Source organism: Pseudomonas sp. 10S5, from assembly GCF_035019745.1.
GTDB lineage: Bacteria > Pseudomonadota > Gammaproteobacteria > Pseudomonadales > Pseudomonadaceae > Aquipseudomonas.
Genome location: NZ_JASJVL010000002.1, coordinates 202,460 through 222,230, shown reverse-complemented (window position 1 = coordinate 222,230; position 19,771 = coordinate 202,460). Strand labels below are relative to the sequence as shown.

At 53.7% G+C, this 19,771-nt stretch carries 17 protein-coding genes, 1 tRNA gene and 1 pseudogene; 2 read left to right on the top strand and 17 right to left on the bottom strand.

The features are described from left to right. Positions 1-76: 76 nt before the first annotated feature. From rplI to rnr, 6 genes are all read right to left on the bottom strand, one after another. Positions 77-523, bottom strand: a complete 447-nt coding sequence (gene rplI / locus QN378_RS02485) for a 50S ribosomal protein L9 (RefSeq protein WP_322167390.1) — start codon at positions 521-523, stop codon at positions 77-79. A 19-nt stretch (positions 524-542) separates the two neighbouring features. Next, on the bottom strand, positions 543-1,439 hold the full coding sequence (locus QN378_RS02480) for a hypothetical protein (protein WP_323550517.1): 897 nt from the start codon (positions 1,437-1,439) through the stop codon (positions 543-545). A 36-nt stretch (positions 1,440-1,475) separates the two neighbouring features. Then, positions 1,476-1,706 carry a 30S ribosomal protein S18 gene (gene rpsR, locus QN378_RS02475; protein WP_002551829.1) on the bottom strand — a complete coding sequence of 77 codons (231 nt, stop codon included), beginning with the start codon at positions 1,704-1,706 and terminating at the stop codon, positions 1,476-1,478. 28 nt (positions 1,707-1,734) lie between these two features. Continuing rightward, a complete protein-coding gene (rpsF, locus tag QN378_RS02470; RefSeq protein ID WP_322167388.1) occupies positions 1,735-2,160 on the bottom strand; it encodes a 30S ribosomal protein S6 in 426 nt (141 codons plus the stop codon). 256 nt (positions 2,161-2,416) lie between these two features. Further along, a complete protein-coding gene (gene rlmB, locus QN378_RS02465) occupies positions 2,417-3,175 on the bottom strand; it encodes a 23S rRNA (guanosine(2251)-2'-O)-methyltransferase RlmB (RefSeq protein ID WP_297838593.1) in 759 nt (252 codons plus the stop codon). After that, positions 3,172-5,799, bottom strand: coding sequence for a ribonuclease R (rnr, locus tag QN378_RS02460; protein WP_323549852.1), 2,628 nt, complete (start codon positions 5,797-5,799; stop codon positions 3,172-3,174). Before rnr ends, rlmB begins: the two co-directional genes overlap by 4 nt. Before the next feature lie 236 nt (positions 5,800-6,035). Between rnr and QN378_RS02455 the strand changes: the two genes are divergently transcribed. Further along, positions 6,036-6,122, top strand: a tRNA-Leu gene (locus QN378_RS02455). A 136-nt stretch (positions 6,123-6,258) separates the two neighbouring features. Here QN378_RS02455 and QN378_RS02450 read toward each other — a convergent pair. The 5 genes and pseudogenes from QN378_RS02450 to QN378_RS02430 all read right to left on the bottom strand — a co-directional run bounded on the left by QN378_RS02450 (position 6,259) and on the right by QN378_RS02430 (position 12,326). Then, positions 6,259-8,193: a methyl-accepting chemotaxis protein gene (locus QN378_RS02450; RefSeq protein WP_322206556.1), complete on the bottom strand. Its 1,935-nt coding sequence runs from the start codon at positions 8,191-8,193 to the stop codon at positions 6,259-6,261. A 151-nt stretch (positions 8,194-8,344) separates the two neighbouring features. After that, positions 8,345-8,686, bottom strand: a pseudogene (locus QN378_RS02445) (adenylosuccinate synthetase); the annotation flags it as partial. Further along, a complete protein-coding gene (locus QN378_RS02440) occupies positions 8,568-9,686 on the bottom strand; it encodes a hypothetical protein (RefSeq protein ID WP_323550520.1) in 1,119 nt (372 codons plus the stop codon). The pseudogene QN378_RS02445 and the gene QN378_RS02440, both read right to left, overlap by 119 nt. 161 nt (positions 9,687-9,847) lie before the next feature. Then, a complete protein-coding gene (locus tag QN378_RS02435) occupies positions 9,848-11,152 on the bottom strand; it encodes an MFS transporter (protein WP_323549850.1) in 1,305 nt (434 codons plus the stop codon). Between the two features lie 46 nt (positions 11,153-11,198). Then, the gene (locus QN378_RS02430; protein WP_323549848.1) at positions 11,199-12,326 is read right to left on the bottom strand and encodes a HesA/MoeB/ThiF family protein; all 1,128 of its coding nucleotides are present in this window, start codon (positions 12,324-12,326) and stop codon (positions 11,199-11,201) included. A 67-nt stretch (positions 12,327-12,393) separates the two neighbouring features. On the opposite strand from QN378_RS02430, the gene QN378_RS02425 reads away from it, so the two are divergent. Further along, positions 12,394-12,630 carry a hypothetical protein gene (locus QN378_RS02425; RefSeq protein WP_323549847.1) on the top strand — a complete coding sequence of 79 codons (237 nt, stop codon included), beginning with the start codon at positions 12,394-12,396 and terminating at the stop codon, positions 12,628-12,630. Here QN378_RS02425 and QN378_RS02420 read toward each other — a convergent pair. From QN378_RS02420 to QN378_RS02395, 6 genes are all read right to left on the bottom strand, one after another. Further along, positions 12,605-13,375 carry a hypothetical protein gene (locus tag QN378_RS02420; RefSeq protein ID WP_323549845.1) on the bottom strand — a complete coding sequence of 257 codons (771 nt, stop codon included), beginning with the start codon at positions 13,373-13,375 and terminating at the stop codon, positions 12,605-12,607. The genes QN378_RS02425 and QN378_RS02420 overlap by 26 nt on opposite strands. Then, the gene (locus QN378_RS02415) at positions 13,376-14,050 is read right to left on the bottom strand and encodes a TfuA-like protein (protein ID WP_323549844.1); all 675 of its coding nucleotides are present in this window, start codon (positions 14,048-14,050) and stop codon (positions 13,376-13,378) included. Next, the gene (locus tag QN378_RS02410; RefSeq protein ID WP_323549843.1) at positions 14,031-15,281 is read right to left on the bottom strand and encodes a YcaO-like family protein; all 1,251 of its coding nucleotides are present in this window, start codon (positions 15,279-15,281) and stop codon (positions 14,031-14,033) included. Before QN378_RS02410 ends, QN378_RS02415 begins: the two co-directional genes overlap by 20 nt. Before the next feature lie 53 nt (positions 15,282-15,334). Beyond that, positions 15,335-15,505, bottom strand: coding sequence for a hypothetical protein (locus QN378_RS02405; protein ID WP_323549841.1), 171 nt, complete (start codon positions 15,503-15,505; stop codon positions 15,335-15,337). Between the two features lie 1,453 nt (positions 15,506-16,958). Then, on the bottom strand, positions 16,959-18,251 hold the full coding sequence (locus tag QN378_RS02400) for an adenylosuccinate synthase (protein ID WP_322206555.1): 1,293 nt from the start codon (positions 18,249-18,251) through the stop codon (positions 16,959-16,961). Between the two features lie 54 nt (positions 18,252-18,305). After that, positions 18,306-19,493 carry an ATP phosphoribosyltransferase regulatory subunit gene (locus QN378_RS02395; protein ID WP_322206554.1) on the bottom strand — a complete coding sequence of 396 codons (1,188 nt, stop codon included), beginning with the start codon at positions 19,491-19,493 and terminating at the stop codon, positions 18,306-18,308. Positions 19,494-19,771 lie beyond the last annotated feature (278 nt).

Genomic DNA, 19,771 nt, shown 5'->3' with positions numbered 1-19,771 from the left:
AAGGGCACGACCTGTGAACAGGATCGTGCCCGATGTTAAACGTCTAGCGAGCAAGTCGCCAAGCGTTAAGTGCTGCTTAAGCAGCTACCACAATAACGCGTACGGTTGCTTCTACGTCGCTGTGCAGGTGCACGGCTACGTCGAATTCACCAACGTTACGGATAGTGCCGTTCGGCAGACGAACTTCGCTTTTTGCAACTTCAACGCCAGAGGCGGTCAGTGCATCAGCGATGTCGTGGGTGCCGATCGAGCCGAACAGCTTGCCTTCGTCACCGGCGGTGGCAGTGATAGTCACTTCCAGCTCAGCCAGTTGGGCAGCGCGAGTTTCAGCCGAAGCTTTTTTGTCTGCAGCCAGTTTTTCCAGGTCAGCACGACGCTCTTCGAACGCAGCCACATTGGCAGCGGTTGCAGCGGTTGCTTTGCCGTACGGCAGCAGATAGTTACGACCGTAACCGGCCTTAACATTTACTTTGTCGCCCAGGTTGCCCAGGTTCGCGACTTTTTCCAGAAGGATCAGTTGCATGTGAAAATCCTCTTAACTTTTAACCTTCACCGTCCGCAGAGCCGTTACCAACGTCTTTCGACGCAAAACGACCGCGAAAATCAATCAGGCTGTCGACGATGGCAAACACCACCAGCAACGGATAGACCAGCTGCATGAACAGCAACAACGTTACGTACAACCCTACTAGCCAGAACCTACCCAGTCGCTTTTCAGCAACCAGGCCATGAACCAAAGCCAGCCCGGCGAACATCAGCGGTACGCTGCACAACGGTGTCAACATCGCCATCTGTGGACCGAAATTCGGCCCCAGAAGCATGAACACCAGCAGCAATAACGCTGGCACCCTCGGGAGTCTTATGCTGCGAAATTCGCGGCCAAAACCACCAGGGTTGTACAACAACGCTTGCCAGTAACGCCCTAGGATCAGGGTCAGCACACTGACGATTTGCAACAAAGCCGCAATCAGGCCGTTTAGTACTGGTGCTATCAATGCTCCCAGGCGCGCTCGCTCTTCTACCGATAACTGCTGGTAGAGCCCATCAAGGACTTGCGGCAGAAGTTTTTGCAACTCCTGCGCCATCACTTCGATGGGGTCGCGGAAAACCGCTCCCAAAATCACTGCATACAACAGACCCAGTGCCACGCTAACCAACAGCACGCGGACCCAAGACTCGCTGGCGCGTAACAACGCTGCCAACCCCAATGAACCGAGCAACACCATAAAGGTGCGAGGCTCACCGAAATACCACCAGACCAAAGCTGGCAGTAAAGCCCAGGCGAGGATGCCAACGGCATCACTCAAACCGCGCCGCAAAAGCACAAGGCATCCTGCGGCAGCACTTAACCAAAACAACAACGGCAAAGCCGCACATCCGACCACTACAAGAGTGGCCTGCACGCGGCCGCGCATGATGAAATTAGCCATGGCGCGCATGCGTTCTATCCCTTACTACTTGTCGACTGCCTGGTCTCAGCGGCCGTGGCTGTCGGTGTAGGCCAGCAGGGCCAGGAAGCGGGCACGCTTGATAGCGGTGGCCAGCTGACGCTGATAACGAGCTTTTGTACCAGTGATACGGCTTGGAACAATTTTGCCGGTCTCGGATACGTATGCTTTCAGAGTGTTGAGATCTTTGTAATCGATCTCCTTCACGTCTTCAGCGGTGAAGCGGCAGAATTTACGACGACGGAAGAAACGTGCCATGTAATTGGCTCCTCAAAAGGTCCGTGGATTACTCGTCAGCGTTATCGCTGGCGTCGCTGTTGTCACCGTCATCGCCATCGGCGTTGTCGGAGTGCTCAGGACGGTCACGACGCTCACGGCGCTCGCTGCGGTTTTCTTCGGCCTTGAGCATCTCGGACTGACCAGTTACGGCTTCGTCGCGACGGATGACCAGGTTACGGATCACGGCATCGTTGTAACGGAAGTTGTCTTCCAGTTCAGCCAAAGCCTTACCGGTGCATTCAACGTTCAGCATCACGTAGTGAGCCTTGTGAACATTGTTGATTGCATAGGCCAATTGACGACGGCCCCAATCTTCCAGACGGTGAACTTTACCGCCGTCTTCTTCAATCAGCTTGGTGTAACGCTCTACCATGCCGCCGACTTGCTCGCTTTGATCCGGGTGGACCAAAAAGATGATTTCGTAATGACGCATGAATGCTCCTTACGGGTTGTAGCCTGCCGCTAAAAAGCGGTCAGACAAGGAGTGAATGACACTTGTGAGTCTTGCCCAGCACAGGCACAGAAGCACCCGCCATGACAGCAAGGGGCGCAATTGTAGAGAAGGTAGGGCGATGGCGCAAGGAGATTGGTGTACACATCTGTAGGAGCCAACTTGTTGGCGAGGCGGCAAGCACGGCATGACCGATACAACGCGCCAGGCCTTCGCCAACCAGTTGGCTTCTACAGGGTTACTTCTTGGCGGCTGCCTTCACGCTACGCTGGCGCAGAGCTTCGAACAGGCAAACACCAGTGGCGACGGACACGTTCAAACTGCTAACGCTGCCAGCCATAGGCAGTTTTACCAAGTAGTCGCAATGGTCGCGCGTCAGACGACGCATGCCCTTGCCTTCAGCACCCATAATCAAGATGGTCGGACCGGTCAGGTCTTGCTGATAAAGTTCTACTTCCGCCTCCCCCGCCGTGCCAACAACCCACAAACCACGCTGCTGCAGTTTTTCCAGAGTGCGCGCCAGGTTAGTCACGGCCACCAAAGGAATCACCTCCGCGGCGCCACAAGCAACTTTTCGCACGGTCGGGGTCAGCGTTGCTGACTTGTCTTTCGGCACAATCACTGCCAATGCCCCCGCCGCATCGGCGGTACGCAAGCAAGCGCCGAGGTTGTGCGGATCTGTCACGCCATCCAGCACTAAGATCAAGGGCGGACCTTCGGTACGGTCGAGAAGCTCATCAAGCATCGCTTCGCCCCACACCTGGCTCGGACTGACTTCAGCTACAACGCCTTGGTGAACCCCTTCGACCCAAACGTCCATCTCGCGCCGCTCAGCTTGACCTACCGACACCCGATTTTCGTTGGCCAACTGAATCAATACCTGAACGCGCGGATCATTACGATTTTCCGCCAACCAGACTTGCTTGACCCGTTTTGGGTGATGACGCAGCAATGCTTCTACGGCGTGAACGCCGTAGATTTTTTCCAGCGAACTCATGACTTGGCCTTAGGTTTACGCACTCCGCCGCTTTTGTCGGCAGGTGCCGAGCCCGCTTTGGGCGGGCCCTTACGATGTTTACTTGGTTTGGCTGGCTTACCCGTCAAAGCAGAGTCTGCTTTATTGGACTTTCCCGACGCCGCCTTTCCACCACCTTTCGCTTCAGACAGCAGAGCCTGCTTCAATTCACGGCTTTTGCGCACTTCAGCGTTTTTTGCGGCAGCGTCACTTGGGCGATAAGCCTCGGCCACTGGCGCAGCCTTGACCGGCGCGCCACGGCGCCCTGCGGACTTGGCAGGTGCTTGGGTTTTACCCACCGGAGCCGGAGTTGTTTCAGCACCACGACGCTTGCGGCCAATTGGCGCGCTGATGGTCTTTTCAGACATTTCGAAGTCGATTTTTCGTTCATCGAGATCGACGCGCATGACCCGCACTTCAACCGTGTCACCCAATCGAAAGCTACGGCCAGTGCGTTCGCCTGCCAAGCGGTGATGCACTGGATCGAAGTGGTAGTAATCGCCCGGCAAAGCCGTGACGTGCACCAAGCCTTCGACGTAGATGTCTGTCAGCTCAACAAACAAACCAAAACCTGTTACGGCAGTGATGACGCCCGGGAACGATTCACCCACGCGATCCTTCATGAACTCGCATTTGAGCCAATTGACCACATCACGCGTGGCCTCATCGGCACGACGCTCGCTCATGGAACACTGTTCGCCCAACTGTTCCAGTGCAGCTTCATCGTAAGGATAGATGCGCGCTTTGGGAATGGTCATGGCGCCAGCACGACGAACATGCGGCGTGTCTTGCTTGGAACGGATCACGCTGCGAATCGCACGGTGCGTAAGCAGGTCCGGGTAACGGCGGATCGGCGAAGTGAAGTGCGTGTAAGCCTCATAATTCAGGCCAAAGTGACCCTGATTGTCGGCGCTGTACACCGCTTGACTCAACGAACGCAGCATCACGGTCTGAATCAGGTGGAAATCCGGACGATCCTTGATGCTGGCCAGCAATGCCTGGTAATCCTTCGGCGATGGGCCATCTTTACCTTTATGCAACGACAGACCCAGCTCACCGAGGAAGGTACGAAGTTTTTCCAGGCGCTCAGGCGGCGGGCCGTCGTGAACCCGATACAAGGCAGGAATTTCGTGCTTTTTCAGGAAAGCAGCGGTAGCCACGTTGGCAGCCAGCATGCATTCTTCGATTAGCTTGTGGGCGTCGTTGCGCGTGGTCGGGCGAATTTCGGCGATTTTGCGCTCGGTACCGAAGATGATCCTGGTTTCCTGCGTTTCAAAATCGATCGCGCCTCGGGTATGACGGGCCGCCAGCAGGACTTTGTACAGCGAGTACAGCTGCTTCAAGTCCGGCACAACGTCGGAATACTCTTCACGCAACTGCTTGGCTTCAGCCGTTTTCGGCTGTTCCAAAATTGCGCTCACTTTGTTGTAGGTCAGACGAGCGTGGGAGTGAATGATCCCTTCGTAGAACTGGTAGTCGGTCATTTCGCCGGTTTTCGAGATAGTCATCTCGCAAACCATGGCCAAGCGATCAACGTGCGGGTTCAGCGAGCACAGGCCATTGGAGAGTTGCTCAGGGAGCATTGGCACAACGCGCTCAGGGAAGTACACCGAGTTACCACGAACTTGAGACTCGGTATCCAGCGCCGAGCCAATTTTGACATAGCTCGATACGTCGGCAATGGCGACGTACAGTTTCCAGCCACCTGAGAACAGGCGCAGCTTGCCCGGCTTGGCTTCGCAGTAAACAGCATCGTCAAAGTCGCGAGCGTCTTCACCATCAATAGTTACGAACGGCAAGTGACGCAAATCGACGCGGTGTTCCTTGTCCTTTTCTTCGACTTCCGGCTTGAGCTTGGCGGCTTCTTTGAGCACGGCTTCCGGCCAGACATGCGGAATATCATAGGTGCGCAGCGCGACATCGATTTCCATGCCGGGCGCCATGTAGTTGCCCACCACTTCTACGACGTCACCTTGCGGCTGGAAGCGTGCAGTCGGCCAATGGGTAATTTTCACCTCTACGAACTGACCCACCTTAGCGCTGGAGTTGCGCCCCGGAGTGATCAGTACTTCTTGCTGAATCTTCGGGTTATCCGGCACAACAAAACCAATACCGCCCTCCTCGAAGTAGCGACCCACGATGGTTTCATGGGCGCGGGAGATGATTTCCACGATCACACCTTCGCGGCGACCCCGGCGATCTAGACCAGAGACCCGAGCCAGACCGCGGTCGCCATCGAACACCAGACGCATTTGCGCCGGACTCATGAACAGGTCATCAGAGCCATCATCAGGGATCAGGAAGCCGAAGCCGTCACGATGACCCGAAATGCGACCGAGGATCAGATCGAGCTTATCCACGGGGGCATAGGTGCCTCGACGGGTATAGATCAACTGAGCATCCCGCTCCATAGCGCGCAAGCGACGACGCAGGGCTTCAAACTGATCTTCAGTGGTCAGCCCAAACTCTTCCACCAATTGCTCACGGCTTGCTGGCGACCCGCGGTCAGCAAGGTGCTGCAAAATCAGCTCACGGCTGGGGATAGGGTTTTCGTATTTTTCCGCTTCACGCGCGGCCTCGGGATCGAGGGACTGCCAATCGGCCATTAGAATGAGTTCACCTTATCTGTATATATTTAGTTTGGCATATACCGGATTGAAACGCGAAGACACCATTTGTTACTCTGCCCCGCTATTGGGAAAAAATATTTCACAGCGGGGGGGTTTACAGCTCCTAAACTCATCCGTAAGATGCGCCCCACAACGACGGCAACGTTGTTGTAGTTGAAAGTAAACGATAATTTCCGAGTTAAATCAGACCTTATTGACGAACCCAACGAACTGCCCAGATGGTGAAATTGGTAGACACGCCAGCTTCAGGTGCTGGTGACCGCAAGGTCGTGGAAGTTCGAGTCTTCTTCTGGGCACCAATTTAAACAAAACCGAGCCCTGCGCTCGGTTTTGTGTTTTATGCGTTTGAGACGCTATATCAAACTTTCACACCGCAGAGAGCGCAGAGAAAGAGAGCCCCTAACACCCCCCTTCTCTTTGTTTCGTTACGCTCTTTTAGGCGCGAAATTGCCCAAGGCTCGCCTTCAGTTGCGCAGCCAAGCCATCCAACACCTTGCCACTGGCCGTCGTTTCGACCACCGCTTGCGCTGCGCGCTGTGCCTGAGCATGAATTACTTCGACCCGCCCTCTTACCGCTTGCGCACCCTGCGCCTGATGCTCAGCTGCCTGCGTTGCCAGCCCAATGGCTGCATGTACTTGCTCGACCGAGGCTTGTACCGACAATTGCAGCTTTGCGCTGTCTCGCAGCACCGCCAACCCCTCGTTCGCTTGGCGCCCCGCTAAACCAATAGCCGCAACCGCCTCTTTAGCACCCTGCTGCAATGCACCAATGTGCGCTTGAATATCACCCGTAGAGCGTTGCGTCTTACTCGCCAGTGCGCGAACCTCATCAGCTACGACTGCAAAACCACGACCTGTCTCACCTGCGCGGGCCGCTTCAATGGCTGCGTTCAGCGCCAATAAGTTCGTTTGTTCCGCAATTCCATGAATGACCGTGAGTACCACTTCAATTTGTTCGCTCTGCTGCGCCAATCGCTCGATGACCTTGGCCCCGGTGTCGACTTGGCTCGCTAGTGCCTCAATCAATCCGCCAACCTGCGCAGACGTCCGGGTGTTTTCGTCGGTGGCCTGACGAATTCCTACCACCTGCTGCAAAGCCGATTGCATGGCCTGACTTTCTGCCTGAGCTTCATCGGCCATCTGCGAAAGGGCTTGTAGGCTGGCAGCCACCTCATCACGCTGAGACTCTGCTGCTGCACCAGCACCGGCATTGCGACGGCTCAATGCACCAATTTCTACACCCGTGAGCTGAGCGACATCGCCCGCCTCGCGCACAATGGGCTGCAACTTGTCGACGAAGCGATTGACCGCCGCCGCCATGTCACCAATTTCGTCGTTGCTGCTTAGCTGAACACGCTTGGTCAGATCACCCTCTCCGGCCGCAAGATCGTTCAGCGCCGCGATCAGTAGATGCAATTTACTTACAACCCGACGACCGAGCACCACAGCTAATAGCAGCAGCACGCCCAACCCGACCAGCGCCAGCCCCAAGCCTATGCGCCAGCGCAACGTAGCTGCTGCTTCCTGGACAGTGCTGCTGGTATTGGCGGCCATTGCCGATGCGGCGGATTGTGCCGACTGCAAACGCGTGCGTAATGCTTTCGAACTGTCCGCCGCTGCGTTCACCAAGCTGTCAGACACTAACTGCTCGGCACCCACAATTAAAGCCGAGAACCGCGTGTCCAACGCCGCCAAATTGGTCTCTACCGTGGAGGTGGTGACACCCATCACCACTTTGCCGATTTCCACACCGTTCGGACTGATCGACGCTTCGACGTAGTAAACCGACGAGTCATGCTGGGCAGCGTTCAGGACTTTATCGATAGGCCTATCGCCCTCGCCTTTGGCCAGCAAGGCCTTGATCTGCGGGTTATCGCGATTCAAGTAGCGGGTCAGATGCTCACCCTGTGCGTCGTTATAAACCACGAACAATACATTGGGGTTTCGCTGAGCCCGGCGGGCGAACTCCGACAATGTTGGCGTGTCGTTATCCCACATGGCGCGCGGGGCGACTGCCGCCAGCAATTGAGCCATGTCGTTTGCCGAATCATGCAAATCTTTTTCGAGGGTGCCGCGCAACTGCACCTGTTCGTCTTTAAGACGCGACGACAGTCCAGCGCTTAGGCGTTGGCGAGTGCTGGAGGAAAGGGCGTCGAGACTGGAGGTCACTTCGCTACTTGCCTGCTCTAACTGAGCAGTAAGGTTTTGCGAATCAGCACCTAGACGGATCGCTAAATCGGCTTCAAGCGCAGTAACGGTGCTCCGGGTCAGGGCAACTGCCACAACCACCTGCACCAAAAGGGCAACGCCAAGGGCGATGAACACGGGTCGCAACAAGCGACTCCGCAAAAGAGAAAGGACGGCCGACATGGTGGAATTCCCCTACTGCAGACGCCATTAAAATGATGGCGTTCTTTAATAATAGAATTCACAGCAAGTGCCGTGCCGCTCCAGCACCCATCACATCACTCAAAAACAAAGGGCCGCATAAGCGACCCTTTGTATATCTTTCAACGACTTATCAGGCAAACGGATGACGCAACACGATGGTTTCGTTTCGATCCGGACCTGTCGAAATAATGTCAATCGGCGCGCCGACCAGTTCTTCTACGCGCTTGATGTAAGCCCGAGCGTTCGCTGGAAGCTCTTCCAAGGTCTTGGCACCCACGGTCGATTCGGTCCAGCCTGGCATTTCTTCGTACACGGGCACCAAGCCGATGTAGCTGTCGGCGTCGGTCGGGGCGTCAATGACGGCGCCGTTTTCGTTCTGATAACCCACGCAGATGTTGATGGTTTCCAGACCGTCGAGCACATTCAGCTTGGTCAGGCAAAGACCGGAGATGCTGTTGATAATGGCTCGCTGACAATCGGGCTAACGCCCGTCGAAAACTCTCTAACTTTGATATATCTCCCCGCGTTTTATGAGTAATAGCGCCATACGCATACGGGAGCAAGCCATCAAGCCAGTCTTGTGGATGGATCTCGACGCTGCTCTCTAATGTCGAGACGACCCAGTCAGAGAGCCATGACATATCGCGGTCAGAGAAGTTAACTTCACCTGCGATTAGCAACGCCAGCGTAGTACGCAACGACGTCTTATCCTTAATTAATAGCTCTTGTAGCGCTAGGCAAGCGGCCGGGTCATCCAGTAATACAAGAAGGTCCTTGGGTTTGTTCAGCTTGTGCGAGGCCGGAAGCAACGCAGACAATGCAGGCAACGAATCCACCCAGCGCTTTCGTACCTCCAGGTCAATGCCGACGAAGTCTAGTGCCGGGGCTGCTAGCGGCGGATGCCGGATGTCCGCAGGTATCAGGTAGCGCAGGCGAAGGCTCATGATGTCCATAAACAGCCGGTCGCTAGAGCATAAAAACTCCATCGCAGGTTTTGTGCGCAGTGTCTTTGATATCGGAGGGCCAATAATGAACGTTGCATTGCGTCGGTGGGGCAAGTAATGAATGTCGCCCCAACTATCGCTCAGGCAGTGGGCAAGCCAAGCTTGAGGCGTGGGGCCGTTGAACGGGTCGAGGTTCATGAGAACGCCAAAACCGTTCAGCACCACGTGACCGAGGGGATTAAGCCGGCTTTTCAATAGCTGATGGAACACGCGATCAAACATGACCGGGGCATAACCGCTTTGGGTATAAAGATCGACGATAATGACGTCGTACCGATCGGGGGTGACGACCAGAAAGTGTGCGGCATCAGCCACTACGCTTTCAAAGGTAATATGCGCTGCAAGTCGGTTCCGATTTTCGAAGCTGCGCACGAATGCAGTCTCGTCCATATCAACTGCCACCAAGCTGACTACCCTGGTGCTGGCTGCAATCGGCGCCAACGCTACGCCATCTGAAAGCCCAAGCATTAGAACCGAGATTTGATCCTTGGACGGATCCCCCAAAAAACCTGTACATCCCATGTCGTCATAATATTGGCCGCAGAAAATCTGTTCATGCCGAACAGATTCAGATCGATCCTTAGGATCTTGCATAGTGGAATCAACTCCGCGTGTAAGAGTGCGGCGCGTCAATGCGCAAACGCTTCAGGGTACTTATGTAAGTAGGCATCATTGAGCTGCATATCTAGAGAACGCATGAACATTTTGAAGTCGGGCACCAAGAAAACCAACAGAGAAAGCATTAGCACCATGATGCCCAGTGAAGTGATTGTTAGTGCGACTCCCAGATTGTCGATCAACGTATTCATCGCGAAACTACCCAAGGGGCTGGCGGCCGCAGACAGAAATGAAACCGTGGCGAAAATCCGGTTCCGATGAAACTTGGGCGTAGCCAGTAACCTCACAGCAGAGGTGGGGATGTTGATCAACATCAGACCGACTCCACCCAAGAAGAAGGCCGCAGGAACAATTAACGACGATGACACGGTGCCAACCACCACCAAGTTACACCCCAACAATGCAAAGCCTGCCGAGACACATACGTCACGAGGAATCCGGCCAGATAACCAGCCAATGATCTTGTAACTACCTGCCAGAATGCCCAGCCCGAAACACGAATCCAACAAACCGATGTAAGTGACTGGGTACTGAATAACATCCTTTACGTAAAGCGGGATCAGAATGGTGAAAAACGGAAACAAAGCGAAGTTGATGAGCATTGCAACGATGGCCAAATAAAACTCAACCTTGACCCCGTAAACCACTTTGAAGCCGGAATAGATCATGCTGAAACCGTCGGCACCCGAGGTTGTTTCAGCCTGGCCAGGGGCACCAAGCCGACTCGGTATAGTAGCGATCAATGCTGTGGCGACGAGAATCGCAAAAAAATCGGCCGCAAAGGCGAACGTGACACCGCCCCCGTAAATCAACCCGCTTGCTAGGATCGGCCCCAGCAAAATGGAAAAGGACGACATCACGCTTTTGGTCCGAAAAGCCAAAAAGACTTTATCGTCGCCTGCAAACAAAGGAATGATCGACGCCTGAAGAGGATCGCGCACACCGACAATCGCACTGCTGATCATCATTAGCGCACCCACCGCCCATGGATTGAACGTTTCTGTGGCAGACAGCATAACCATCAATAACACTGTCAGCAGACTGATCCATGAAGCCAGCTTGATAATCAAAACTTTGTTGTACTTGTCACCTAGCCAACCCAGCAAAGGTTTGGCTAACACCTCCGCAGCTATGGAACAGGCAATCATGTTGGCGAAGTAGAGCGCAGAGCCGGTTTCCTGCAAGGCCCACCAAGCAACCGCCAGTTGATTACACCTTCCTCCGAGAACCATGAGCAAAAAGCTGAATTGCACTTTCAGCAGACGCCGGTCGTTATCGGGAAAGTCCCAGATGATGCCTAAAAAATTTCCACTCATTAAAGTACCTTTGATCCGTATAAGGCAACTAAGTAGGCAGTAGCACTTAGGAAACGACAGGGAGGCATTCATCGGGATAGATCGCCGAATACCGGTCTATGCCACCCTCAAGGCTATAGAGTTTAGCGTCTGGGTTGATGCTGCGAACTGCCAGCAACGCTGCCTTGCTCCGCGCGCCCGACTTGCAGTAGAAAACGATTCGGCAGGTAGTATTGAGCTCATCTTGGCGCGTGATGATGTCTTTGAGCGGAATAAGTCTTCCGCCTAGCGAGCCCTGCTGATGCTCGCTGACGTCGCGCACATCCACCAATTGAAATGATGCTTGTATGGCTATCCAGTGATGGAGCGTGTCGGGTGACAACGAGTTGCTGTCGCTCCATGCTGCTGTAGTTATGGCTCCAAGCGTTCCCGCCGAGGGCAAGTCTCGTGTTTTTTTGTTGATCTTTAATAGGTGGAAACTGTTGTCTAGGCAGTCGACTGACAAAACCCGGCCGCTCAAAGGCTCCCCGACACGCAGGATCAGCTTGAGCACTTCATTGGCCTGAAAGCAACCGATCAAGCCAGGTATAACGCCAAGGACACCCGCTTCTGAGCAGCTTTGCGTAAGGTGCGGGGGCGGCGGCGTTTCAAACAGATCCCGGAAGCACGGCCCCCATTGTTGAGTGAAATGGTCGAAGTAATTAAACACCGATACCTGCCCCTCAAACTGACTTATTGAGGCATAGATCATCGGCTTACCGCACTCAAGACAGGCGTCACTGATGAGGTATTTCGCGCAGAAGTTATCAGTTGCATCGACGACGATGTCGTATTGCGGCAGCAGCGACAGAATATTGTCCGGGTTCAGCATCTTGGCTAGGGTGTGAACAATGATGTCCGGGTTCATCTGGTTGATGCGGCGCTTGGCTGCCAGGACCTTTAGCTCGCCTACATCGGAAACTGTATAGAGAATTTGTCGGTGCAAATTGCTTACATCGACAACGTCACCATCAACGATGCCGAGTGTTCCGACGCCAGCACCCGCCAAATATAGGAGTACAGGGCAGCCCAGCCCCCCAGCGCCAACCACCAGCACCCGACTATCCTTGAGACGCCGCTGCCCCTGTGCGCCAACCTCGCTGAGGATGATTTGTCGGGCATATCGGGAAAAGTCCGGTTTCAGGTCGCACTCCATGTCATCCACCTGCCACTGCGTTTATCAAAATTAATTTCGCGTTACTCTCTAGGGGACGAAAACGGTCATGCTCACTGCTCACCGGCATTCCGTCGACAAACAGCCCTACGAATGGCAACGGGTAAAGATCCTCGGAGAAGACCGGGCCAATCAGGTCTGGAAACCGCGCCGTCAGATTATTCAGTACATCGCAGACGCACAGCCCTTCTGTGGCGTGTGTTTTATGGTGGTCGGTATATGGCAAAAACTGTCGGGGAAAGTGAACGACTACCATGGGGTCATCCTTGAAAATAGTCAGTTGTAAGTTCGCTGGAGAACGCATCCAGCCGGGAGGTGATCAATTTTCCCATTTCGGACAGTTCGACCGAAGCTTGGAGAGTCGCTAGGCTTTTGAGAAAATATTGGTGTAGGTGTTTGAGTCGCTCGGGACGAGATCGCACAGAGCCGCTGACCAATAAACGCTGGTGGTAATTCACAGCACTGACCGCAAACAGACAGGCCAGCAGCACTCCCCTAGGATTTTTGCCGCCGGTACCGGATGGAAGTATGTAATTGTTCGAGCTGCCTTTAACCTGGAAGTCGTAAATTTCGGCTATCAAACTGGACCAGATATGGGACAGTTCATGCACAAGTAACTCCTCAAGGTCTGCAATGCTTGTAAAAGCGGCTTCGGCCAGGAACATTTGTTGCGGCAGCAGGGGATTGGTTAGGCTGATCTCTTGACTCAACAATTTATGAAACTTAATCGGCAGGTCCAATAGACTGTTCCATTCTGGAAACAAGGCTTTGATATTATTTTTCGCTTCGGCAAGCATGAAATATTCAGCGTTGCCAAACTCTTGATGAGGCGGGAACGCGGGCGCGCCTTCTACGTGCCGATTGTATAGAGCTGATATAATGTTTGGTTGTAGATAGGTGCCCAGAGGCAACCCACCGCCTTCGATATTTTTACGTACAACGGCAACAAGCGTTAAAAGCTTTTTGCTATTGAATGATTGGTTCACGAAGGGCAAACCGTCTATTTCAAACAGTACTTCTGATGGCGACATTTATTTTACCGACCTCATCCATGGTTGTAATTTGAGAAAATCTATCAAATCAAGATTCTTTATTCTGTAAACAGAGAAGTTTTTTAATGCATTATCTATTTCTTTCGCAGCGACCGGTAGTGCCAGCAGGGCTTCTTTTAAACATTCAAGCGTTCGATGTCCGAACCACCTATTTTTAAGATTATGAAGTACGTGTTGTTCTTGTACCTCCGTAATAATCTCTTGGATCGTCCAACACCTTAAAAACTGCCGAATATGAATGAGTGGCTCGCTGATTGAAAGAAAAGGTACTTCTGCTTGATGTATCAGGGTCACCTCGTCGTCAGCCATATCCGGATCGTTGACGAATTGTCGATATACTTCACCGAAGCCTCTCATTCCCAGCGTATTCATTTCACAAGCGCGTATAGCTCCCATGGATGACAGTCCCCAAATATGCCAACCCGCGCGAAGGGCATTCAGTATTTCGGCATGGCCGACGGCAGGGTGTGCATGGAATACGCCATCGACAATTGCGAGGTTTGACGGAGGCAATTGTGCTACTAAGCGTTCGATATCGCCGCGTTTAACGGGCGGTCTTAACACCACGTTGCCACAGGACAGTAACTGGCTGTCTATTCCTTGCAGAGAGGGACCTGCAAACAGCGTGCATACTTCAAGCGCTTTGTTTGACATGCGTAAGCAACCTCGGGCCAACCCTTTTTAAACCAGGCTCAAAAGCTTCAAGCCCCGGAATAATGATCCTGACCACGCTGATGTTGTCGGTAGTTTTACTGAGCAAAACCCTTAGTACGGTACCGAGCCCGATACTCTTTAAGCGTTCGATGAGCAGATCCCAAGCCGATTCGATCGTAGGTATTGCGGCTTCATGGCAATCGATAGACGAATAATCAATCATCTGGTTCCGAGAGGTGGCCACGGAACGCAAGCGTGAGATGGCATGAAGCTCGACCGAACGGCCCGTCTTTTCAAAGTACTTAACGCGCTCGATAATGTCGTCCCGACCTCCGTGGATGTGACTTAAACGACTTTGGGCCGCCTCGCAAATGGCCCGGATCAAGGCGATTTCCTTGACGGGATGCAATCCTGATCCCGTAGCCACTGAGATGGGCGCTTGGGCGGACTCTTCCATGATAAACGCCTGAAAATAGGCCAGACCAAAGCAGTTCTCAGTGTAACGAACTGATAGGGTTAATCCTGCATCGTTTATCTTAGTGATCAGTTCGGCTGCTTCTGAACTGCTGTGGCCCAGATTGACGAGGCAGGAGCGGTCATCCATGTGATTAAAAGCTTGAACATCGCGCTCCATGAGTTCGCAGATAGCGTGCACTGATGCTTCTACCAAATCATTGCCTGAAGCCAGCCCACTGGAGCTTTCCCCGAAGAGTCGTTGCCCGGGGTTTTCGGTATAGGGAATGAATACTAGCTCGGCGGGTGCAAGCACCTTTTGCTTAAGCAGTACGTCTTCCACTTCAATGGCCATGATGGGCGAGTCAGGCTCGACAGAGAAGCCAAACAACATACAAAACTGATTGAACGCTATTCGCTCTTTGTGGCTCTCAATGAGCTCCCTCGGCGTCGTCTTTACTAATGGCAGTTGCGCAGTGTTATATTGCGCAAGGCTAAACTCTATAGCCTCCATGTAAGCACCTATTTTTGCTTCTGCTTGTCGAAGGCCCTTACCAGCATTGACGCACAATGAGCCTTTCGAGGCATCGGGCCGTATACTCGCAAACACCGGAATACCAATGCGATCCAGCCAAGTTGTGTCGGTCACTCGAGTAACACCCAAGCGAAGGGCTAAATCTCCAATACTTTTTAAAGTCTCTTCGGCACTGCGGCGACGAAGGCTCGAACTTAGCCTTTGCATAAAAATTACACCCGGAGTAATGAGAAGTATAAACAAGCACTCTGCCTGGCACTATAAAAACAGGAGGGAACCCCTTCCCTCCCGTTTTTTTATGCTGCGACTTTCAAATCTTCAGGCAGCATTAGCGTGTTGTTGTTCGACTGATGCGCCACAAAACCAGCATGCATCAAGCTTTCATCGTTAAGGATAGCGGAGAATTTCTCCGCTGTTTCAGCGTCCAGCTCAAGTTCAAAAACTGCATCATTAATCATAGATTCCATTTTCATTATCCTTTTTATAGCAATTTATTGGAGTAAGTTCTGTTGCGCAACACCCATAGTTTTTGCAGGCAACGATGACCATGTCAAACTAATATTTTAATTTCATTTTGTTTCGGGCCTGCAAACCAACAAGTTTTGACCAGTTGCTTAAAGCTAATAACCGATTACACTGTTGCACCTTAGAAACTATGCTCGTAGGAAATTTCTTTCATAATTACCTATGAATCACACATCTGCCTATAAACTTAACAACACATTAACAGCCATGTTTAAACGGATGAACAATATATTTAGCACTCAACCAACGGCTAACATCAGCCGTCGAGCACACCTTTCACTAGGTTGCCGTCGGAGCGTTCTTAAGCGTAGTTGGACATGTTGTCGCGCCTTCCGGAAATAAACGCTGGCGCATTTATGGAATCGCCACCTCAAAATGGCTGTGTCCTCTACGTCATTGGTATTACCGGCTAGCATGACAGGCGGAAAACCTTCATCTCCTATAAACACTCTCGCGACCAACCGACTTCTTCGACTGTTTCCGTGCGGGGCAAAATGAATAGGACGAAACTGCTAGAGAATTAATATAAGTGCGGCCCTCCGCCACCGACGATTCAACGTTCAAGCCAGCATGCAATAAACGTTGCGCCGCCGTTATTTCGATGAGCGGTCGCTTTGACTCGCTGAATGCTAGCCATGGAGGCACAACTTTTCTGCGCAGGTCATAATTTCTAGCTATTCGGTGGATGGGTGCCTGTGGGCCGCGAAGGTAGCACCGCCGTCTCGATCTCGTTATGCCACGCCCAATGCGGCAGGGTGCAGGAATGACAGACGAATCAATCCTCCTCTGGCATGCAGCCATTCACGATCCAGTGAGGCCGCCCTTTGATTAGATTCAGTTCAAGCTCGAAGCGCCCCGCCCTTTCTCGTACCCTCTGCAGCACTCGCTCGGGCACAGTGAACAGCTGATCGTTATTTGCGCCCCTGAGTACCACTTTCAATCGGTCGCCTACAGGCACGACTACAGCATTGAAGCCGAAATCGCTGATTCTTGGATATAGAACCGGATGCGGGCCACCTGACTGATGAAGCGATAGTTTTCCAGACATCGAAAACGTAGCAAATTGCTATTATCAATCGAAAAATGCCTTATGCCCTCATAGCGCCGCAACGTCAGTTTCATGGCATCGACTAGGGTCATCTGACTGGGTCTCACCGTCCTCCCACGATAATAAAACAACCATAAGGCGAAGGAACTCTCAGCCACCGATCAATCGTAACCCGTGAGTCATGCAGCCCTTCTTCCAGCACGCGACGGCCGGGCTTCTCAAAGTTTTCAGGCAAGGCACCATTGTAGTTTTTCAAGGCAAGCCTTAATCCCATCTTTGCCATCGCCTTGACCCCAGAATAACAAAGGGCCGCATGAGCGACCCTTTGTATATCTTTCAACGACTTATCAGGCAAACGGATGACGCAACACGATGGTTTCGTTTCGATCCGGGCCTGTCGAAATAATGTCAATCGGCGCGCCGACCAGTTCTTCTACGCGCTTGATGTAAGCCCGAGCGTTCGCTGGAAGCTCTTCCAAGGTCTTGGCACCCACGGTCGATTCGGTCCAGCCTGGCATTTCTTCGTACACGGGCACCAAGCCGATGTAGCTGTCGGCGTCGGTCGGGGCGTCAATAACGGCACCGTTCTCGTTCTGATAACCCACGCAGATGTTGATGGTTTCCAGACCGTCGAGCACATCCAGCTTGGTCAGGCAAAGACCGGAGATGCTGTTGATCTCGATAGCGCGACGCAGGATAACCGCATCGAACCAACCGCACCGGCGCGCACGGCCAGTAGTTGCACCAAACTCGTGCCCACGCTTTGCCAGAAACGCACCAACGTCGTCAAACAGTTCAGTCGGGAATGGACCTGAGCCAACACGTGTGGTGTAAGCCTTGGTGATACCGAGGATGTAGTCGAGGTACATCGGGCCGAAACCCGAACCGGTGGCGATGCCGCCGGCGGTGGTGTTCGAGCTGGTCACGTAAGGATAGGTACCGTGGTCGATATCCAGCAGCGATCCTTGGGCACCTTCGAACATGATGTCTTTGCCTTCGCGGCGCATTTCATGCAGCGCAGCAGTGACGTCGAGCATCATCGGCTTGAGCAGCTCAGCGTATTCCATGCACTCGTCGAGTGTTTTCTGGAAGTCGATGGCAGGCTCTTTGTAGTAATTAACCAGAACAAAGTTGTGGTAATCGAGCAGCTCGCCCAATTTCGCGGCGAACCGCTCACGATGGAATAGATCGCCGATGCGCAGACCGCGACGCGCTACTTTGTCTTCATAAGCCGGGCCGATACCGCGACCGGTGGTACCGATCTTCAGTTCTCCGCGAGCTTTCTCACGCGCCTGGTCCAGCGCGACGTGGTAAGACAGAATCAACGGGCAAGAAGGGCTGATACGCAGACGTTCACGTACTGGAATACCCTTTTCTTCAAGCTTGATGATTTCTCGCATTAGAGCGTCAGGCGCAACCACTACACCATTGCCGATCAGGCACTGCACGCCTGCGCGCAGCACACCGGATGGGATCAGGTGCAATACGGTTTTTTCACCGTCGATGACCAACGTGTGACCAGCGTTGTGTCCGCCTTGATAACGGACCACGGCGGTAGCGTGTTCGGTCAGCAGATCAACGATCTTGCCTTTGCCCTCATCACCCCATTGGGTGCCCAGGACTACGACATTCTTACCCATAACACTTGTCCTCATTCACACAAACTAGGTGCCGGCAGCGGCCGACAGGAAAACTCAAGAGGCCAGCGGCAGCAACTGCCATAGCCCTTCATGCTGAACCAACTGCTGGTCACAATCGGCATCGTGCGCGGCAGACAACAGCTGGCCAGGCAATGCCTGAACGACGCGGTGACCTGCGCTACGCAATTGGCAGACCTGTTGCCAGAGTGCCGCATCCGTACTGTCGGGCATCCAGATACCGCCAGACGGTAGCTCGATTTCCGCACGCCCCATTGTCACCAGGGTTTTCAAATCGGTAGAAAAACCGGTAGCAGGACGCGCCCGGCCAAAATCTGCACCGATGTCGTCATAACGGCCGCCTTGCGCGATCGACTGACCAACACCCGGCACGAATACCGCGAACACGACGCCGGTGTGGTAGTGATAACCCCGTAGCTCACCGAGATCGAAGTACAACGGCAATTGCGGGAAACGCGCAGAAAGGCGCTCCGCAATGGTCAACAAATCATCCAGCGCAGCCAATACCGGCGCTGGCGCACGAGCGAGTCGATCACGGGCCGAGACCAAAACTTCAGGTCCGCCGCACAAATCAACCAGCGCCCGCAACATCGTTGCCAGATCAACCGGCAAGTTAGCGGTGAGCGCAATGACTTCGTCTATTGCCTTACGCTGCAAAGCATCGAATAACTGCTGCTCGACTTCGCCCGACAAACCAGCCGCACGCGCCAGACCACGGTAGATACCCACGTGGCCCAGGTCCATATGCACGTCCGGCACATCGGCCAATTGCAGCATTGCCAGCATAAGGCTAATGACTTCGACATCACTGCTCGGACTGGCGTCGCCATAGAGCTCGGCGCCTACCTGGATGGGGCTACGCGACGATGACAGCGCTCGCGGCTGAGCGTGCAAAACGCTGCCGGCATAACACAGACGGCTTGGCCCTTCGCGACGCAGCGTATGCGCATCGATACGTGCGACTTGCGGCGTGATATCTGCACGGAAGCCCATCTGCCGCCCCGATTGCGGATCGATCACTTTGAACGTCCGCAAATCAAGGTCCTGGCCCGCGCCAGTCAACAGCGACTCCAGGTACTCGATATGCGGAGTGACGACGAACTCATAACCCCAGCTCTGAAACAGGTCCAACACCTGACGACGCGCTGTTTCAATGCGCGCCGCTTCTGGTGGCAGTACTTCTTCGATGCCATCTGGTAGCAGCCAGCGGTCAACCGTTGCCATTACGCCAATCCCCTATGATCCGGGCGGCCAGCCCTGAGGGCGAGCCTTGAGTGAAGCAGAGTGTGGTCACGCTCTGCGTGCCTGTTCAATAACAAGCCCAACAGAACTGGCGCCCTAGACCCGCCCGGCAACCACTCTCCTCGAAAAACCTTGCCCCGCGCGTTACCACGCCGCGGCCTATCCATCGTGCAGACGCAAAAAAGCCGGGATTTTCCCGGCTGCCGCATCATACACACGTTTTCCCCCGTGATCACCCCACCGAGCAGTTTTGCCGCCCG

Bases quoted from the DNA above. Each gene is read 5' to 3' on its own strand.
- rpsF (WP_322167388.1), bottom strand. From the start codon at position 2,160: ATGCGTCATTACGAAATCATCTTTTTGGTCCACCCGGATCAAAGCGAG.
- QN378_RS02400 (WP_322206555.1), bottom strand. From the start codon at position 18,251: ATGGGTAAGAATGTCGTAGTCCTGGGCACCCAATGGGGTGATGAGGGC.
- QN378_RS02415 (WP_323549844.1), bottom strand. From the start codon at position 14,050: ATGTCAAACAAAGCGCTTGAAGTATGCACGCTGTTTGCAGGTCCCTCT.
- QN378_RS02450 (WP_322206556.1), bottom strand. From the start codon at position 8,193: ATGTCGGCCGTCCTTTCTCTTTTGCGGAGTCGCTTGTTGCGACCCGTG.
- QN378_RS02435 (WP_323549850.1), bottom strand. From the start codon at position 11,152: ATGAGTGGAAATTTTTTAGGCATCATCTGGGACTTTCCCGATAACGAC.
- rpsR (WP_002551829.1), bottom strand. From the start codon at position 1,706: ATGGCACGTTTCTTCCGTCGTCGTAAATTCTGCCGCTTCACCGCTGAA.
- QN378_RS02480 (WP_323550517.1), bottom strand. From the start codon at position 1,439: ATGCGCGCCATGGCTAATTTCATCATGCGCGGCCGCGTGCAGGCCACT.
- rnr (WP_323549852.1), bottom strand. From the start codon at position 5,799: ATGGCCGATTGGCAGTCCCTCGATCCCGAGGCCGCGCGTGAAGCGGAA.
- QN378_RS02420 (WP_323549845.1), bottom strand. From the start codon at position 13,375: ATGTCGCCATCAGAAGTACTGTTTGAAATAGACGGTTTGCCCTTCGTG.
- QN378_RS02395 (WP_322206554.1), bottom strand. From the start codon at position 19,493: ATGGCAACGGTTGACCGCTGGCTGCTACCAGATGGCATCGAAGAAGTA.
- rplI (WP_322167390.1), bottom strand. From the start codon at position 523: ATGCAACTGATCCTTCTGGAAAAAGTCGCGAACCTGGGCAACCTGGGC.
- QN378_RS02425 (WP_323549847.1), top strand. From the start codon at position 12,394: ATGCTCACTGCTCACCGGCATTCCGTCGACAAACAGCCCTACGAATGG.
- QN378_RS02430 (WP_323549848.1), bottom strand. From the start codon at position 12,326: ATGGAGTGCGACCTGAAACCGGACTTTTCCCGATATGCCCGACAAATC.
- QN378_RS02440 (WP_323550520.1), bottom strand. From the start codon at position 9,686: ATGCTTGGGCTTTCAGATGGCGTAGCGTTGGCGCCGATTGCAGCCAGC.
- rlmB (WP_297838593.1), bottom strand. From the start codon at position 3,175: ATGAGTTCGCTGGAAAAAATCTACGGCGTTCACGCCGTAGAAGCATTG.
- QN378_RS02405 (WP_323549841.1), bottom strand. From the start codon at position 15,505: ATGGAATCTATGATTAATGATGCAGTTTTTGAACTTGAGCTGGACGCT.